The 16,247-nt window shown below is 73.9% G+C and carries 11 protein-coding genes; 9 read left to right on the forward strand and 2 right to left on the reverse strand.

What is annotated here, in order from left to right:
• The first annotated feature begins 113 nt into the window (after window positions 1-113).
• The 8 genes from AB0E98_RS32865 (at window position 114) to AB0E98_RS32900 (ending at window position 10,455) form a co-directional block, all read left to right on the forward strand.
• A complete protein-coding gene (locus AB0E98_RS32865) occupies window positions 114-1,349 on the forward strand; it encodes a DUF5685 family protein (RefSeq protein WP_361709958.1) in 1,236 nt (411 codons plus the stop codon).
• 415 nt (window positions 1,350-1,764) lie between these two features.
• Window positions 1,765-3,630: an FAD/NAD(P)-binding protein gene (locus tag AB0E98_RS32870; protein ID WP_361709961.1), complete on the forward strand. Its 1,866-nt coding sequence runs from the start codon at window positions 1,765-1,767 to the stop codon at window positions 3,628-3,630.
• Between the two features lie 114 nt (window positions 3,631-3,744).
• Window positions 3,745-4,794: an LLM class flavin-dependent oxidoreductase gene (locus AB0E98_RS32875; protein WP_361709964.1), complete on the forward strand. Its 1,050-nt coding sequence runs from the start codon at window positions 3,745-3,747 to the stop codon at window positions 4,792-4,794.
• On the forward strand, window positions 4,791-6,092 hold the full coding sequence (locus AB0E98_RS32880; RefSeq protein WP_361709967.1) for an NtaA/DmoA family FMN-dependent monooxygenase: 1,302 nt from the start codon (window positions 4,791-4,793) through the stop codon (window positions 6,090-6,092). The genes AB0E98_RS32875 and AB0E98_RS32880 overlap by 4 nt, the downstream gene beginning before the upstream one ends.
• 5 nt (window positions 6,093-6,097) lie before the next feature.
• Window positions 6,098-6,892 carry a DUF1684 domain-containing protein gene (locus tag AB0E98_RS32885; protein ID WP_361709969.1) on the forward strand — a complete coding sequence of 265 codons (795 nt, stop codon included), beginning with the start codon at window positions 6,098-6,100 and terminating at the stop codon, window positions 6,890-6,892.
• 258 nt (window positions 6,893-7,150) lie between these two features.
• The gene (locus AB0E98_RS32890; protein WP_361709972.1) at window positions 7,151-8,071 is read left to right on the forward strand and encodes a S1 family peptidase; all 921 of its coding nucleotides are present in this window, start codon (window positions 7,151-7,153) and stop codon (window positions 8,069-8,071) included.
• A 183-nt stretch (window positions 8,072-8,254) separates the two neighbouring features.
• Complete coding sequence (locus AB0E98_RS32895; RefSeq protein WP_361709974.1) at window positions 8,255-9,160, forward strand: slipin family protein; 906 nt, start codon at window positions 8,255-8,257, stop codon at window positions 9,158-9,160.
• A gap of 254 nt (window positions 9,161-9,414) precedes the next feature.
• Window positions 9,415-10,455, forward strand: coding sequence for a S1 family peptidase (locus tag AB0E98_RS32900; protein ID WP_361709977.1), 1,041 nt, complete (start codon window positions 9,415-9,417; stop codon window positions 10,453-10,455).
• Window positions 10,456-10,541: 86 nt separating this feature from the next.
• Here AB0E98_RS32900 and AB0E98_RS32905 read toward each other — a convergent pair whose 3' ends face one another.
• Together AB0E98_RS32905 and AB0E98_RS32910 are read right to left on the reverse strand one after the other, a co-directional pair.
• A complete protein-coding gene (locus AB0E98_RS32905) occupies window positions 10,542-10,991 on the reverse strand; it encodes a subtilase-type protease inhibitor (protein ID WP_361709980.1) in 450 nt (149 codons plus the stop codon).
• Between the two features lie 489 nt (window positions 10,992-11,480).
• Window positions 11,481-12,515, reverse strand: coding sequence for a DUF3533 domain-containing protein (locus AB0E98_RS32910; protein WP_361709983.1), 1,035 nt, complete (start codon window positions 12,513-12,515; stop codon window positions 11,481-11,483).
• 168 nt (window positions 12,516-12,683) lie between these two features.
• Between AB0E98_RS32910 and dnaE the strand changes: the two genes are divergently transcribed.
• Entirely contained in the window at window positions 12,684-16,166 is a 3,483-nt protein-coding gene (dnaE, locus tag AB0E98_RS32915) for a DNA polymerase III subunit alpha (RefSeq protein ID WP_361709986.1), read from the forward strand.
• The last annotated feature ends 81 nt before the right edge of the window (window positions 16,167-16,247 follow it).

The following is a 16,247-nucleotide window of genomic DNA, read 5'->3' on the forward strand; positions in this document are numbered from 1 at the left end:
GTCGGACCTGGGCATATGCGGCATGGGCCGGAGTGGACGGGCTCCGGCCCAGCTCGATTGTCCCCGCTGACTAGGATGCCCGGGCACATCGACACCACACACGGGGACACGTTTTGTTCGGGATCATCAGGCCCTGCCGTCACAGACTCTCGGAACGCATGCGAGCGGAGTGGATGGCGCATCTCTGCGGGCTCTGTCTGGCGTTGAGAGGCGATCACGGACAATTCGCCCGAATAGCAACCAACTATGACGGTCTCATCATATCGGTGCTGGTCGAGGCGCAGTCCACGGGGGCAGGGGAGTCCGGCTCCTGGCGGCGTACGGCCGGGCCCTGTCCGTTGCGCGGGATGCGCTCCGCGTCCGTGGCCCAGGGGGAGGGCGCCCGGCTGGCCGCCACGGTCTCGCTCGTCCTGGCCTCGGCGAAGATGCGCGACCATGTCGCCGACGGTGACGGGCTGTTGGCGCGCCGTCCGGTCGCGGCGGCCGCGCGGGGCGTCGCCGCCCGGTGGGAGGGGGCGGGTGCCCGTACGGGGGCGGAACTCGGCTTCGACACGGCCGTTCTGGTCGACGCGGTCGAACGGCAGGCGGGCATCGAGGCGCTGGCCGGTCCGGGCACCCCGCTGCTGGAGGTCACCGAGCCCACCGAGACGGCCACCGCCATGGCCTTCGGGTACACGGCCGTGCTCGCGGGACGGCCGGGCAACCGCCCGGCCCTGGAGGAGGCGGGCCGGCTCTTCGGGCGGCTCGCCCATCTCCTCGACGCCGTCGAGGACCTGGAGGAGGACGCCGGCGCCGGGTCCTGGAACCCCATCACCGCCACCGGTACCGGCCTCGACGAGGCGCGACGGCTGTGCGACGACGCGGTGCGCGGGGTGCGGCTGGCGCTGCGCGACGTGGAGTTCGGGAGCAAGTCCCAGGGCAGGCTGGCGCACCTCCTGCTGGCGCACGAGCTGGAGCGGTCCGTGGACCGGGCGTTCGCGACCGGCGGCTGCTCGGCCCATGGACACGCCGGACACGCCGCGCCCGAGGGCGCGTTCGGGCCACCGCCCGTGATGCCGCCGGCCGCCCCGCCGGAGCCGCCGAGGGGCGGCCGCCGGCGGCGCGGGCTGATCGCCGGCTGCGCGGTCTGGACCGGCATGTTCTGCACCGGCCAGGTCTGCTGCAAGGACCCCTACCAGGACCCCTGGGACGGACGGCCGCGCGAGGGCTGGTGCGCCAAGTGCTGTGACAACTGCGATTGCGGAGATTGCGGCGACTGTAGTAACTGCTGCGATTGCTGTGACTGTTGCAGCAAGTGCTGCGATGGTTGCGACTGCTGTGACGGTTGCGACTGCGGCTGTGACTGCTGAGCCGCACGGCGCGAAGGTCCGGTGCGTGGACGTACGAGGGGAGGGTGCGGCTCGACTGCCGCGCTGGTGAAGGCAGCGGGCGCCGGGGCGCGCGGGCGCCACGGCGCGCGTCGTGTCTCGGCGGTACGACGGCGCGCGGTCAGCGCGGACAGGAGGCGGACCACACCCGACCGAAGTCGATGTGGTCGCGGGTGACGAGCCGCTGCCGAGGACGCATGACATAAGTGGAACAGCCATCCGGTTGTCCCGTCAACCGAGTTGAGACGAGCCGTCCACACTGTGGACGCAGTTCTGGACAGGGTTGACAGCGGACCGAGGCCCCGGCTTAGCCTCGACGTCCGGTCGTGCTGAGGGGCGCGGACGGGTGAAGGCAGCACCATCCCGTGTTCGATCACCGCATCCACGGAGCCTTCGCATGCCCGCGCACCCGCGCCCGTCCTCCCTCCCCACCCATGACCGGGGCCCCGTCCCCTCCCTCGTCGTCGTCGGCGCGGGCCCGCGCGGCACCGGTCTCGTCGAGCGCATCGCCGCCAACGCCCCCGAACTCCTCGGGGGCGCCCGCCTCGACCTCCACCTCGTCGACCCGTACCCGCCGGGCGGCGGCCGGATCTGGCGGCACGACCAGCCCCCGCTGCTGTGGATGAACTCCATGGCCGAGGACGTCACGATGTACACCGACGACTCCGTCGAGTGCGCGGGCCCGGTGCGCCACGGCCCCTCGCTCGCCGAGTGGGCGGCCCGCGTCCGCGACGGTGCGGAAACGATCCACCTCGATCCCGGAACGGCCGCCGAGGCCCGGGCGCTGACGCCCCGGAGCTTCGCCGGCCGACGGCTCCAGAGCGCCTATCTGTCCTGGGTGTACGACCGCGCCGTCGCCACCCTGCCCGCCGGGATCACCGTCCACGAGCACCGCCGCCGCGCCGTACGGCTCTCCGGGCCCCGCGACGGCCGGCAGCGGGTGTGGCTGGAGGGCCGGGACCGGCCGCTCCTCGCCGACGCCGTCGTCCTCGCCCTCGGCCACCTCGACGCCGACCCCGGCCCGGAACAGCGGGCCCTCGCATCCTTCGCCACGGACCACGGACTGACCTATCTGCCGCCCGAGTTCACCGCCGACAGCGACCTGGCCGCCCTGCGCCCCGGCGAGCCCGTCCTCGTACGCGGCCTCGGCCTCGCCTTCGTCGACCTCATGGCCCTGCTGACCGAGGGCAGAGGAGGACGCTTCACCGCCGACGGCAGGGGCGCGCTCACCTACCACCCCTCCGGGCGAGAGCCCGTGCTCCACGTCGGATCCCGGCGCGGCGTCCCGTACCGCGCCAAGCTCGGCTACCGCCGGCACGGCGAACACCCACCGCTGCCCCGCTTCCTGGGCCCCGCCGAGATCGAGGAGCTGCGCGCCCGCCCCGGCCCGCTCGACTACCACCGCGACATCCTGCCGCTGGTGGAGAAGGAACTCGGCTTCGCCCACTACCACCGGCTGTTCACCGCCCACCCGGCCCGGACGGCCGTCGACTGGGACGTCTTCGAGGAGAAGTACGCCGTCTGCGCCCCCGGCAGCGCCGAACTCGACGCGCTGGTCTCCTCGTCCGTGCCCGACCCGGCCGACCGGCTCGACCTGGAGACGCTCGACCGCCCGCTCGCCGGACTGCGCTTCCCCGACGGGGAGGCGCTCCAGGAGGGCCTGCGCGCCCATATCCAGGCCGACCTCGCCCGCCGCCACAACCCCTGCCACAGCCCGGACCTCGCCGTCTTCCTCGGGCTGCTCTCCGTCTACGGGCAGCTCGCCGGGCTCGGCGACATCGGCACCGAATGGCACGGCTTCTTCAGCTATCTCGCCTCCGGGCCGCCCGGACCCCGGCTGCGGCAACTCCTCGCGCTCTCCCGCGCGGGCGTCGTCCGCTTCCTCGGGGCGGACACGGCCTTCGGGACGGACCCGGAGCGCGGGGTGTTCCGGGCGCGGAGCGTCAGCGCGCCCGGCCTCGCCGTCGAGGCGCGGGCGCTGGTGGAGGCCCGGCTGCCGGAGCCGTCCGTCGACCGGTCGCGCGACCCGCTGCTGCGGGAGCTGCGGGGAGAGGTGCGGGTCACCCCCGCCGGGCTGCTCGCGGTCAGTCCCGAGGACGGGCGGGTGCTCGGGCGGGACGGGGTGCCGCACCGGCGGCGCTTCGCCCTTGGGCCGCATACGGACGGGCGGTCGTCCGGTGCGTTCGCGCGGCCCGGGACGAACGCGCCGGCGTTCCGGCAGAACGACGCCGCCGCGCGGGCGCTGTTGCGGCTGTTGCGCTGAGGCCGCTTCGCGTCTGCGGGCCGGTTGTGCCCACCCTCTCCCGGCTACCGCTGGGAGGTGCCCCCATCGCCCTTGCGGAACGCCTGCCCACAACCTTTTCCGGAAGGATCTCTTATGCCTGAACCCACTCGTCCGCTTCATCTCGCCGTCGCGCTCGACCGGCCCGGTACCTACGCGGCCGAGCCGTATGCCGAGGCCGCCCGGCTCGCCGAGCGGGGGCGGTTCGACTTCGTCACGCTCGGCGACTCGTTCGGGCCGCCCGGGCGGGGGCGGGGGCGGCTCGACGCGCTCGCCGTGCTCGCCCGGGTCGCGCCCGCCACGGAGCGGATCGGGCTCGTGCCCACCGTCACCACCACCCACACCGAGCCGTTCCACGTCTCCTCCGCCCTGGCCACCCTCGACTGGGCGAGCCGGGGCCGCGCCGGCTGGACCGTCGGGGTGTCCACGGACGACCGCGAGGCGGCCGTCTTCGGGCGGCGCGACGCGCCGGACGCCTGGGCCGCCTGGCGGGAGGCCGAGGCGGTCGCCGACGTCGTCGCCCGGCTGTGGGACAGCTGGGAGGACGACGCCGAGATACGGGACGTCCCCACCGGGCGCTTCATCGACCGCGACAAGCTCCACCACGTCGACTTCGAGGGCCCCGGCTTCAGCGTGCGCGGCCCCTCCATCGTGCCCCGGCCCCCACAGGGCCGGCCCGTGATCGCCGTCGACGCCACCGCGCCGGCCGCCCGGGCCGCCGCCGTCCGTCACGCGGACGTCGCCTACGTCCGCGTCGGGAACCTCGACGACCCCCGGGCCGGGCACGCCGTCCGCGCCGCGCGCGGCGAGTTACGCCAGCGCGCCCGGGCCCACGGCCGAGACCCCGGCGGCCGCGCCGGCCGGCTCGTCGTGCTCGCCTCGCTGCCGGTCGCGCTGCACGCGGCCGCCGACGCGGTCGCGCTCGCCGACCTCGTCGACCGCTGGTACACCGACGGCGTCGCCGACGGCTTCCACTTCCGGCCCCGGGACCCCGGCCGGGACCTCGCGCTGCTCGTCGACGGCACCGTGCCCGTACTCCAGCACCGGGGCCTGCTGCGCGGCTTCTACCCCGGCTCCACCCTCCGCGAGCACCTGTGTCTGGCCCGCCCCGCCAACCGCTACGCCACCGTCAGGGAGACCGCATGACCGCGCGCAGCAAGCCGATGCACCTCGCCGCGCACTTCCCCGGCGTCAACAACACCACCGTCTGGTCGGACCCGAGGGCGGGCAGCCAGATCGACTTCGCCTCCTTCGAGCACCTCGCGCGCGTCGCCGAACGCGGGCTCTTCGACTTCTTCTTCCTCGCCGAGGGGCTGCGGCTGCGCGAGCACAAGGGGCGGCTGCACGACCTGGACGTCGTCGGCCGGCCCGAGTCGATCACCGTGCTGAACGCGCTGGCCGCCGTCACCGAACGGCTGGGCCTCGCCGCCACCGTCAACGCCACCTTCAACGAGCCCTACGAGCTCGCCCGGCGCCTCGCCTCCCTCGACCACCTCAGCGGCGGGCGCGCGGCCTGGAACGTCGTCACCTCCTCCGACGCCTTCACCGGCGAGAACTTCCGGCGCGGCGGCTACCTCGACCGGGCCGACCGCTACACCCGGGCCGCCGAGTTCGTCGCCACGGCCAGGGAGCTCTGGGACTCCTGGATCCTTGACGGCACCCCGCGTCCCTTCGCCCACCACGGGCGGCACTTCTCCGTCGCCGGGACCTTCGACGTGCCCCGGAGCCCGCAGGGCCACCCCGTGGTGATCCAGGCGGGGGACTCCGAGGACGGCCGGGAGTTCGCCGCGTCCGCCGCCGACGTCGTCTTCACCCGGCACGGCACCCTGGAGGCGGGCCGCGCCTTCTACACGGACGTCAAACGGCGGCTGGCGGCGTACGGGCGGCGGCCCGAGGACCTGAAGATCATGCCCGGGGTGACCTTCGTGCTGGGCGACACCGCCGCCGAGGCGCAGGAGAGAGCGGACCTCATCCGCGAGCAGCAGGTCTCCCCGCAGACCGCGATCCTCACCCTGGAACAGATCTGGGGCCGGGACCTGTCCGGCTACGACCCCGACGGCCCGCTGCCCGACGTCGACCCCGACCCGGAGGGGCGGCTGACCCAGGGCCGGGTGCCGCTGGGCGATCCGTTCGCCGTCGCCGCGAAATGGCGCGCCCTGGCGGAGGCCAAGGGCCTGTCCATCCGGCAGACCGTGATCGAGGCGACCGGGCGGCAGTCCTTCATCGGCACCCCGCGCCAAGTGGCGGCCCGGATGGAGGAGTTCGTCACCGAGGAGGCCGCGGACGGCTTCATCCTCGTCCCCCATCTCACCCCCGGCGGGCTCGACGACTTCGTCGAGCGGGTCGTCCCCCTGCTCCAGGAGCGTGGCGCGTTCCGTAAGGAGTACACGGGGTCGACACTCCGGGAACACCTCGGGCTTCCGCTGCCCGTATGGAAAGGTTGACGGCCATGAGCACGAGTGACGCGCGACAGCGGTGGAAAGAGTGGCGGGAGGAGCGCGCGGAGGTGGTCTCGGCCCCTTACGGCCCGCTCGCCCTGACCGGGACGTACTGGCTCTCCGGGCTTTCGGAGGGGCGGATCCCGGACACTCCCGGGCGCTGGACCGAGGCCCCGGGCGGCTCGGGCGTCCTGCTGACCGCGACCGCCGGCGACGGGCTCTCCCTGGACGGGCGGCCGTTCGAGGGCGAGGCGGTGCTCACCGCCGACGCAGGACCGGGCGCGGCCCGGGTCGGCCACGGGGAGCGGAATCTGGTGGTGATACGGCGCGAAGGGCTGTGGGCGGTCCGGGTGTTCGACCCGGCTTCCCCGGGCCGCCGGGCGTTCGCCGGGATCGACGCCTTCGAGTACGACGGGGGCTGGGTGCTGCCCGGGGCGTTCCGCCCGTACGACCGTGACCAGACGGTCGCGGTGGAGAACGCCGACGGGCGGACGCGCGGCCTGGGCGTCGCCGGTGAACTGGCCTTCGTCAAGGACGGGGAGGAGTACGCGCTACGGGTCTCGGCGGAGGCCGACGGCTCGCTGTGGGCCGTCTTCGCCGACGGCACCAGCGACGTCTCCAGCTATCGCTTCCGCTTCCTCAAGCCCGGGGCCCCGGACGCCCAGGGGCGGCTGACCGTCGACTTCAACCAGGCGCTGCTGCCGCCGTGCGCCTTCGCCGACCACTTCATCTGCCCCTTCCCGCCGCCGGGCAACCGGCTGTCCTTCGACGTCCCTGCGGGGGAGCGGAACCTCCTCGCCCGCTGATGCGTCACAGCGTTTGCCCAGGAACGGTGTCCAGGTAACGGGCAAGGGCCCCGGCGGCCGGAGAGCCGCCGGGGCGCTTCGTGGTGCGCGGGGGCGCGTCCGAAAGGAGCCCTTGCGCCATACCGTCCATGGCCCGAATACTCCCGAGCAGCGCTTGTCAGGGGCACGGCGAAAGTGGAATCCGGTGTGCCTTTTTGGCTGCGCCTCACGGGTCCGCGCCCACCACGTGGATCCCCGACCCCCCTCGGGAGGAAGAACGTGAGGATCAAGCGCACCACCCCCCGCAGCGGTACCACCGGACACGTCAGGGTCCTGGCCATGACGACCGGACTCCTGGCCGCCTCCGCCCTCGTCACGGGCGTCGCCCGGGCCGAGCCCGGCGCCGCGGCCGCCCCCTCCGCCGCCCGGCTGGCCTCGTTGAGCACGGCTGTGGAGTCCGCCGACGTCCCCGGCACCGCGTGGGTCGTCGACCGGGCCGCCGGATCCGTCGTGGTCACCGCCGACTCCACGGTTTCCGACGAGGCCATAGCCACGATCAGACGCTCGGCGGGGGAGGACGCCGACGCGATACGCGTCGAACGCACCCCCGGCACCTTCAGGAAGCTGCTCGCCGGCGGCGACGCGATCTACGCGCCGACCTGGCGCTGCTCGGTCGGCTTCAACGTGCGCAAGGGCAACACCTATTACTTCCTGACCGCCGGCCACTGCACCCAGGGGAAGCCGCAGTACTACACCGACTCCAGCCACACCACGAGCATCGGCCCCACCACCGGCACCAGCTTCCCGGGCAACGACTACGGCATCGTCCAGTACACCAACGGCACGATCCCGCACCCCAGCGCGGTCGACCTCTACAACGGCGGATCGCAGCGCATCACCACCGCCGGCAACGCCACCGTCGGACAGCGCGTCCAGCGCAGCGGCTCCACGACCGGGGTGCACGGCGGCACCGTCACCGGCCTCAACGCCACGGTCAACTACGGCAACGGTCAGGTCGTCCGCGGCCTGATCAAGACCGACGTCTGCGCGGAGCCGGGCGACAGCGGCGGCGCGCTCTTCGCCGGCTCCACCGCCCTCGGCCTCACCTCCGGCGGCAGCGGAAACTGCTCCTCCGGCGGCACGACCTTCTTCCAGCCGGTCACCAAGGCGCTCGGCGCCTACGGGGTGAGCGTCTTCTGACCCGCCGGGCCGCCCCTCGCGGGCGCCCCTCCATACGCCTGACCGCGAGCGCGCTCCGCCCTTCCCCACGCCTGCGGCCGGCAGCACAGGAGCCCCCGGCCCCATGGGCCGGGGGCTCGACCACACCCGGGCGCGGGCATACCGTGGATATGTATCACCCGACGGTAACGGCAGGGGGTCATGATGCTCGCAGACCTCGTGGCGGCGGCGGTGGCCGCCGGGTCGGCCGGGGCGGTGTACGCGGCCGCGGCGTCCCGGGTGGTCAAGCAGTACGAGCGCGGCATCGTACTGCGGCTGGGCCGACTGCTCCCCGAAGTCCGGCAGCCGGGATACACCATGATCATTCCGGGCGTCGACCGGCTGCGCAAGGTGAACATGCAGATCGTCACGATGCCCATCCCGGCACAGGAGGGCATCACCCGCGACAATGTCACCGTCCGGGTGGACGCGGTCGTCTATTTCAAGGTCGTCAACCCCGCGGAGGCCGTGATCGCGGTCGAGGACTACCGCTTCGCCGTCTCGCAGATGGCCCAGACCTCGCTGCGCTCGATCATCGGCAAGAGCGACCTGGACGATCTGCTCTCCAACCGGGAGAAGCTCAACCAGGGGCTGGAGCTGATGCTCGACAGCCCGGCCATCGGCTGGGGCGTGCAGATCGACCGGGTCGAGATCAAGGACGTCTCGCTGCCGGAGACGATGAAGCGCTCGATGTCGCGCCAGGCGGAGGCCGAGCGCGAACGCCGGGCCCGGGTGATCAACGCGGACGCGGAGCTGCTGGCGTCGAAGAAGCTCGCGGAGGCGGCGGGCACGATGGCCGCGCAGCCCGCGGCCCTGCAACTCCGGCTGCTCCAGACGATCGTGGCGGTGGCGGCGGAGAAGAACTCGACGCTGGTGCTGCCGTTCCCGGTGGAGTTGCTGCGGTTCCTGGAGCGGGCGGGGGCGCCTGCCGCTTCGGCTTCCGAGGACTTGGAGGGGGCGCCCGTCTCGCCGGCTGCCCCGCCGACTGCGCCGGAGGCTTCAGGTGTGCCGGAGGAGCTGCCTGCCGGTTCGGAATCCGGTGAGGGGGAGGCGGGTATCGGACAGGTGTAGCCCTCGGATCCCCGGTCCTCAAGCGCCGGACGGGCTGAACAGCCCGTCCGGCGCTTGAGGACAAGAGGGGGCGCGCGCATGGAAATGCGCGCTTCTGAAATTCGCCCTTGTGCACTCCCTCACCCGGTGGGGACACTCGACGGACCAACTTGGCATGGACGCGACCTCCTCTGGGGGGTGCGGCTGTGTCGTTCTTCCTCCGAGCCCGGGCCGCATCCCGATCCTGGGCTCAACCCCCCACTGGAGGTGCCGAGTTGAAGAACCGTCGGGTGTCCGTCCGCGCCGTCCTGGCCGGGGTGGCGGCCGCCGCCCTCGCCGTGGTGACGCTCGTCCCGCAGCAGGCCCAGGCCTCGCCGAGCCCGGTCGTCCCCACCGCCCTCGCGGGGCTCACCGCGCTGACGGCCGCGGGGTCGTACTACGACGAGGAGTCCGGGCGGCTCGTGGTCAACGTCCTGGGACGGGACGCCGAGGAGGTCGTCCGGGCGGCGGGCGCGCTGCCCCGGCAGGCCCGGTTCTCCCAGGCGCGGCTGGACGCGACCCGGCAGACGCTGAACGACCGGGCGGCGATCCCCGGCACCGCGTGGGTGACGGATCCCAGAGTCAACCGGGTCGTGGTGACGGCCGACAGCACGGTCACGGGGGACAGGCTCACCCGGCTGAACGCGGTCACCTCGAAACTCGGCGACACCGTGACCGTACGGAGAATCAGCACCCGGCTCACCCGGATGATCGCCGGCGGTGACGCGATCTGGGGTGGCTCAGCACGCTGTTCGCTGGGCTTCAACGTCGTCAAGGACGGTCAGCCCTATCTGCTGACCGCCGGGCACTGCGGCAACGTCGTGGCGAACTGGTCGGCGCAGCGGGGCGGGCCGGTGATCGCCACCACCCAGACGTCCGTCTTCCCCGGCCATGACTACTCCCTCGCGAAATACGTGCCCGGTGTCGAGCACCCCGGCGCGGTGACCCTCGGCGGCGGCCGGACCCAGCCCATCACCCATGCCGCGCTCGCGTACAACGGCGAGTCCGTGCGGCGCAGCGGCTCCACCACCGGGGTGCACGGCGGGCAGGTCACGGGCCTCGACGCGACCGTCAACTATCAGGAGGGCCAGGTCACCGGGCTGATCGAGACGACGGTGTGCGCCGAGCCCGGTGACAGCGGCGGGCCCCTCTACGACGGCGACGCGGCGGTCGGACTGACCTCGGGCGGCAGCGGGGACTGCAGGCTCCCGGGCGCGAAGACGTACTACCAGCCGGTGCCGGGGGCGCTGGCGGCCACCGGGGCGGCCATCGGCTGACCCCGCCACGGACCGCGGCCCCCGGACACACCTCCACGGTGTCCGGGGGCCGCTTCGCGCGAGGACGCGCTCCGGTCGAGTCCGGCTCAGAACTCGAAGACCGAGCCCTTGCCCGACTTCAGTTCGCACGGGTTGGCGAACGTGTGCTCGAAGCTGACCCTACGGCCGTCCCAGACGCCTTCCGCGGTGACGGTGGAGGGGTTCCACTCCCGCGTACACGCGGTGCCTTCCTTGATCTTCACGACCTTGTCGAAGTCACCGTCGTTGAAGCGCAGCTGGGCGCAGGCACCGCGGGTGTCCGGGTGGGTGCCGCCGGCCTTCGGCGTACAGGTGAGCGTCACCGCGCGCTGAACGCCCGCGGTCGCCGCCGAGTCGCCCTGGCCGATGGTGAGTACGAGCGCTGAGGGCGCGTACAGACTCTGCGTCTGCGCCGCGGGTATGGGCGAGGGCGAGGCGGTCGCCGTTGTGCCCGCTCCCGCCAGGCCGCCCAGCGCGAGCGCCGCTCCCAGCGCGATCCCCCCAGTGATGTACCGCATTCCGAACACTCCCTTGTTCGTCGGTGCAGATAACGGACGGCAGTCTGGCCCAACTCGCGCATGAACGCACCCCGAACGAGCACTTTCAGTCGTCGAGCGAAAACCCTGTGTAGCGGTTCCGGGTGGCCGGATCCCGCGTGGGGCGGGTCTCCCGGGTGGCGCCACGGGAGTGCTGGATGAAGAAGCGAGTCCGGATTGGCGGGATATCGAGGTATTTAATGTTTCAGGAGTGTTGACCAGCGGGGATGCCTTGTTTTCATTGACGAAACATCAAGCGACCCTTTGGAAGCGTGAATTGGAGCCCCTGGAACCGTTGGATCCAATGCCCTTCGGGCCGCCCTGGGAGGCCCCGGCGTCCCGGCCGAAAAGAGGCTCGCCCGGTGACCGCGCGGCGGCCACGCCGATTCTGGAGCGTCGCAGCAATGGCCGAAGACCACTCAGACCGACCGTTCGGTCTGCCGGTTCTCGCGGTCCTCGCGGAGCGGGCCGTCAGTCGGCCGGGGTCTCGCGTCCGCGCCGGAGCGTGGCGGAGAGCAGTGTGACCGCCGTGCCCGCGGCGGCCCACGCGGAGAGCACCAGCAGCGGGCCGGTCAGCGCGTTGCCCCGGAAGTAGGCCAGGGAGCGGGCCGACCAGGTGCCCGCGCCCGGTGGGAGGGCCGGGCCGATGGCCCGCCAGAAGGGCGGCAGCAGGGGGTAGGGGTAGGCCCCGCCCGCGCTGGGGTTGCCCAGGACTACGACGACGCCGATCGCCAGCCCGATGCCGATGATGCCCACCAGACCCTGGAGGGCCAGCGTCAGGGACCCGACGGCGAAGACGACCAGCGCGCCCAGCCCCCACAGGCCGAGGATCCCGCCCGGCAGCGCGCCCAGCACCGGGCCCGCGATCACCGTGCCGAGCAGGCCCGCGGCCAGCGCGTAGAGCGCGAGCGCGGCCAGCCGGATGACGGCCCGGTGGAGGTTCGCGGGGCGGGCGCCCGCGCTGATGGCGAGGATCGCGGCACACAGATAGCCGCCCACGCACCAGCCCACGACCAGGTAGAACGCGCTGAGGCCACGGGCGTCGCCGGCGGCGGCCGGGGCGGTGTCGACGACCCGCAGGGCGCGCCCCTCGGCCCGTTCGGCACGGGTGAGGACCGCTTCGGCGGCCTGAGCGAGCGAGGCGCCCGCGCCCCCGGCGACGAGCAGGGTGTCGGTGGTGCCGCGCGGCTGGACGAGCAGGGCCGCGTCCAGGTCCCGTGCGCCGATCTCCGCGCGGGCCCGCGCCTCGTCGGGGACCGTGCGCGGGTCCAGGGGGTGGCCGGGGAGCGCGTCGAGCTTCTTCACCAGCTGGTCGCCGAGCGGCGCGGGTGCGACCACGCCGATCGCGATGTCCTCGGGCTTCGGGCTGTGGAAGGCGCCGACGTAGGAGGCGACGAACGCGAGCTGGAGCACCAGCGCGCCGATCACCAGGAGCGCCGCCCGGCCCGTCACGGCGTCCCGGACCTCCTGGACGAAGCGGGCGCCGCCGCCGGGGGTGCTGGCCATGCCCCGAGCCTGCGGGGTCCGGGCGGCGGGCGCAGGCGGTGGGGGCCGGCCGGGTGACACCCCTCACGCCCGTTCGCACGAATGTTCGAGGATTGGTTTATGGTGGAGACAGGAGGGGCGAAAAGAATCGGCCAAGGGGGAGGGTGACCGCGAGCGGCAGGAGGTGCGATGGCGGCGTTCCGGGCGACCTCCGGGTTCACACACCTGCGCGTCGCGTCCGGCTTCTCGGCGCGCTACGGGGCGGCGCACCCCGGGCGGCTGGCCGAACGGGCCGCCGAGCGCGGCATGGACGCCCTCGCCCTCACCGACCGCGACAGCCTCGCCGGCGCCGTCCGGTTCGCCAAGGCCGCGGCCGGAGCCGGGGTGCGCCCGCTGTTCGGCGTGGACCTGGCAGTCTCCGGGCCACCGCCCGCCGACGGCCCCACCGTGCGCCACCGCGCCCCCGACCGCGGCGGCGCCTTCGTCGACGAGTCCGCTCCCCGCGCGGTCTTCCTGGCCCGCGACGGCGCGCCCGCCTGGGCCGCGCTCTGCGGGCTGGTCTCCGCCGCCCACGCCGGGGTCACCGGGCGTCCCGAACTGTCCCGGACCGACCTGGCCGCTGCCGCCGCCGGCCTCGGCGGCGCCCTGACCGCCCCGCTGACCGTCCTGCTCGGACCGGACTCCGAGGTCGGCCGCGCACTCGCCGCCGGACGCCCCGACCGCGCCGCACGACTGCTGCGACCCTGGCGTGAAATGTTCGGTGACGGACTGCGGCTGGAGGCCGTCTGGCACGGCCGCACCGGCACCGGCCCCGGCTCGCTGCGGCTCGCCGCCCGTACCGTCGGCTTCGCCGCCGACCAGGGCGTACGCGCCGTCCTCAGCAACGCCGTCCGCTACGCCGACCCCGGCCAGGGGCCCGTCGCCGACGTCCTCGACTCCGCCCGCCGGCTGGTGCCCGTCGACCGCCGCCGGCCCGAGGCCCTCGACAGCGGCGAACGCTGGCTCAAGGACCCGGCCGCCATGACGGCCGTCGCCACACGGATCGCGGAGGCCGCCGGCCTCCGCCGGGACGCCGCGCACCGGCTGCTCGCCACGACCGAGGACACCGCGACCGAGTGCCTCGTCGACCCCGAGGACCACCTGGGCCTGGGCTCCGTCCACTTCCCCGAGCCCCACCTCGTCGGCGTCGGCCCCCGCACCGCCGCCCGGGTGCTGCGCTCCCGCTGCGCCGCCGCCATGGTGCTGCGCGGACACGACCGCGACCGCCGCTACTGGGACCGGCTGGAGGACGAGCTGCGCGTCGTCGACTGGCGCGGCCTCGCCTCGTACTTCCTCACCGTCGCCCAGGTCGTCGACGACACCCGCGCCCTCGGCATCCGGGTCACGGCCCGGGGCTCCGGCGCGGGCTCCCTCGTCAACCACCTGCTCGGCATCGCCCACGCCGACCCCGTCGCCCACGGCCTGCTGATGGAGCGCTTCCTGTCCGCGCGGCGGACCGCGCTCCCCGACATCGACATCGACGTCGAGTCCGCCCGCCGCCTGGAGGTCTACCGCGCGATCTTCGACCGCTTCGGCGCGGAGCGCGTCGCCACCGTCGCCATGCCCGAGACCTACCGCGTCCGGCACGCCGTACGGGACGTGGGCGCCGCCCTCGGCATGGCACCGGCCGTCGTCGACCGGCTCGCCAAGTCCTTCCCGCACATCCGCGCCCGGGACGCCCGCGCCGCGCTCGCCGAGCTGCCCGAGCTGCGCGAGGTCGCCGCCGGGCCCCTCGGGCCCGGGAACACCCGGCTGTGGGAGCTGGTCGAGGCGCTGGACGCGCTGCCGCGCGGCGTCGCCATGCACCCGTGCGGGGTGCTGCTCTCGGACGCCTCGCTGCGCGCCCGCACCCCCGTCGTGCCCACCAGCGGCGAGGGGTTCGCGATGTCGCAGTTCGACAAGGACGACGTGGAGGACCTGGGCCTGCTCAAACTCGACGTGCTGGGCGTGCGGATGCAGTCCGCCATGGCCCACGCCGTCGGGGAGCTCGAACGGGTCACCGGGCGCCGCCTCGACCTCGACGACCCCGCACAGGTGCCGCCCGGCGACCGGAGGACGTACGAGCTGATCCGCTCCACCGAGACCCTCGGCTGCTTCCAGATCGAGTCCCCCGGCCAGCGGGACCTCGTCGGCCGGCTCCAGCCGGAGAACTTCCACGACCTCGTCGTCGACATCTCGCTCTTCCGCCCCGGCCCGGTCGCCGCCGACATGGTCCGGCCCTTCATCGAGGCCCGCCACGGCCGCGCCCCCGCGCGCTACCCCCACCCGGACCTGAAGGAGGCGCTGGCCGAGACCCATGGCGTGGTCGTCTTCCACGAACAGGTCATCGAGATCCTGCGGATCATGACCGGCTGCGGCCGTGACGAGGCCGACGAGACGCGCCGCGCCCTGTCCGACCCGGCGCTGCTCGGCCGGGTACGGGCCTGGTTCGCGGAGCGGGCGGCCGCGCGCGGCTACGCGCCGGACGCCGTCCGCCGCACCTGGGAGATCGTCGAGGCGTTCGGCAGCTACGGCTTCTGCAAGGCGCACGCCGTGGCCTTCGCCGTGCCGACCTACCAGTCGGCCTGGCTCAAGGCCCACCACCCGGCGGCCTTCTACGCCGGGCTGCTCACCCACGACCCCGGGATGTACCCCAAGCGGCTGCTGCTCGCCGACGCGCGGCGGCGTGGGGTGCCGATCCTGCCGCTGGACGTCAACCGGTCGGGAACGGCCTATTCGATCGAACTGGTGTCCGAGGGTGTGTTCGGGGTGCGGCTCGGGCTCTCCGACGTGCAGGGCATCGGCGAGGCCGAGGCCCGCCGGATCGCCGACGGGCGCCCGTACACCTCGCTCCAGGACCTGTGGCAGCGCGCCCGCCCGAGGCGGCCCGTGGCCGAACGGCTGGCGCGGGTCGGGGCGCTGGACGCCTTCGGCGCCAACCGCCGGGACCTGCTGCTGCACATCGCCGAGCTCCACCGCGGGCTGCGACGGGTGCCCGCCACCCAGCCCACGCTGATCGACAGCGCCCGGACCGAGCCGGTGGGTCTGCCCGACCTGGACGCGGCCGAACGGCTCGACGCCGAGCTGTCCGTGCTCGGCATGGACGCCTCCCGCCATCTGATGACCGATCACCAGGCCTTCCTGGCCGAGCTGGGCGCGATCCCGGCCCGCCGGCTGCGCGACGCCCGCCACGGCGAGACCGTCCTGGTCGCGGGCGCCAAGGCCGCCACGCAGACACCTCCGGTGCGGTCGGGGCGGCGGGTCGTCTTCACGACCCTCGACGACGGCACGGGCCTGGTCGACTGCGCCTTCTTCGACGACAGCCACGCGGCGTGCGCGCACGCCGTCTTCCACTCCTGGCTGCTGCTCGTCCGGGGCGTGGTCCAGCGACGCGGGCCGCGCAGCCTGAGCGTGGTGGGGGCGGCGGCGTGGGATCTGGCGGAGTTGGCGGGGCTTCGGGCGGAGGGTGGGCTGGGGGCGGTCGCGGCCGTCCTCGCGGCAGCGGTTCCGGCTGCGGATGCGCCGGTTTCCCGGCGGATCCGGCTGTCGACGGGGTACGGGTTGCACCCGTGGGCGGATTTGCGGCCTGCGGGTGAAGGGGCTCCTACGGGGCGGAAGTTGTGGCATGCGAGTCCGGGGAGTGCGGGTCGATGACCGAGCGTTGGCTTTCCCCGGTCCCGCCCCTTCCCGTAACCGGGGGTCCGGGGGCGGAGCCGCCGCGGTTGCCGAGGGCCG

The organism is Streptomyces sp. NPDC037389 (genome assembly GCF_040636475.1).
Lineage (GTDB): Bacteria > Actinomycetota > Actinomycetes > Streptomycetales > Streptomycetaceae > Streptomyces > Streptomyces hesseae.

Excerpts from the sequence above, each read along its gene's own strand:
- AB0E98_RS32870 (WP_361709961.1), top strand. The coding sequence starts at position 1,765 with ATGCCCGCGCACCCGCGCCCGTCCTCCCTCCCCACCCATGACCGGGGC.
- AB0E98_RS32875 (WP_361709964.1), top strand. The coding sequence starts at position 3,745 with ATGCCTGAACCCACTCGTCCGCTTCATCTCGCCGTCGCGCTCGACCGG.
- AB0E98_RS32880 (WP_361709967.1), top strand. The coding sequence starts at position 4,791 with ATGACCGCGCGCAGCAAGCCGATGCACCTCGCCGCGCACTTCCCCGGC.
- AB0E98_RS32885 (WP_361709969.1), top strand. The coding sequence starts at position 6,098 with ATGAGCACGAGTGACGCGCGACAGCGGTGGAAAGAGTGGCGGGAGGAG.
- AB0E98_RS32895 (WP_361709974.1), top strand. The coding sequence starts at position 8,255 with ATGCTCGCAGACCTCGTGGCGGCGGCGGTGGCCGCCGGGTCGGCCGGG.
- AB0E98_RS32905 (WP_361709980.1), bottom strand. The coding sequence starts at position 10,991 with ATGCGGTACATCACTGGGGGGATCGCGCTGGGAGCGGCGCTCGCGCTG.
- AB0E98_RS32910 (WP_361709983.1), bottom strand. The coding sequence starts at position 12,515 with ATGGCCAGCACCCCCGGCGGCGGCGCCCGCTTCGTCCAGGAGGTCCGG.
- dnaE (WP_361709986.1), top strand. The coding sequence starts at position 12,684 with ATGGCGGCGTTCCGGGCGACCTCCGGGTTCACACACCTGCGCGTCGCG.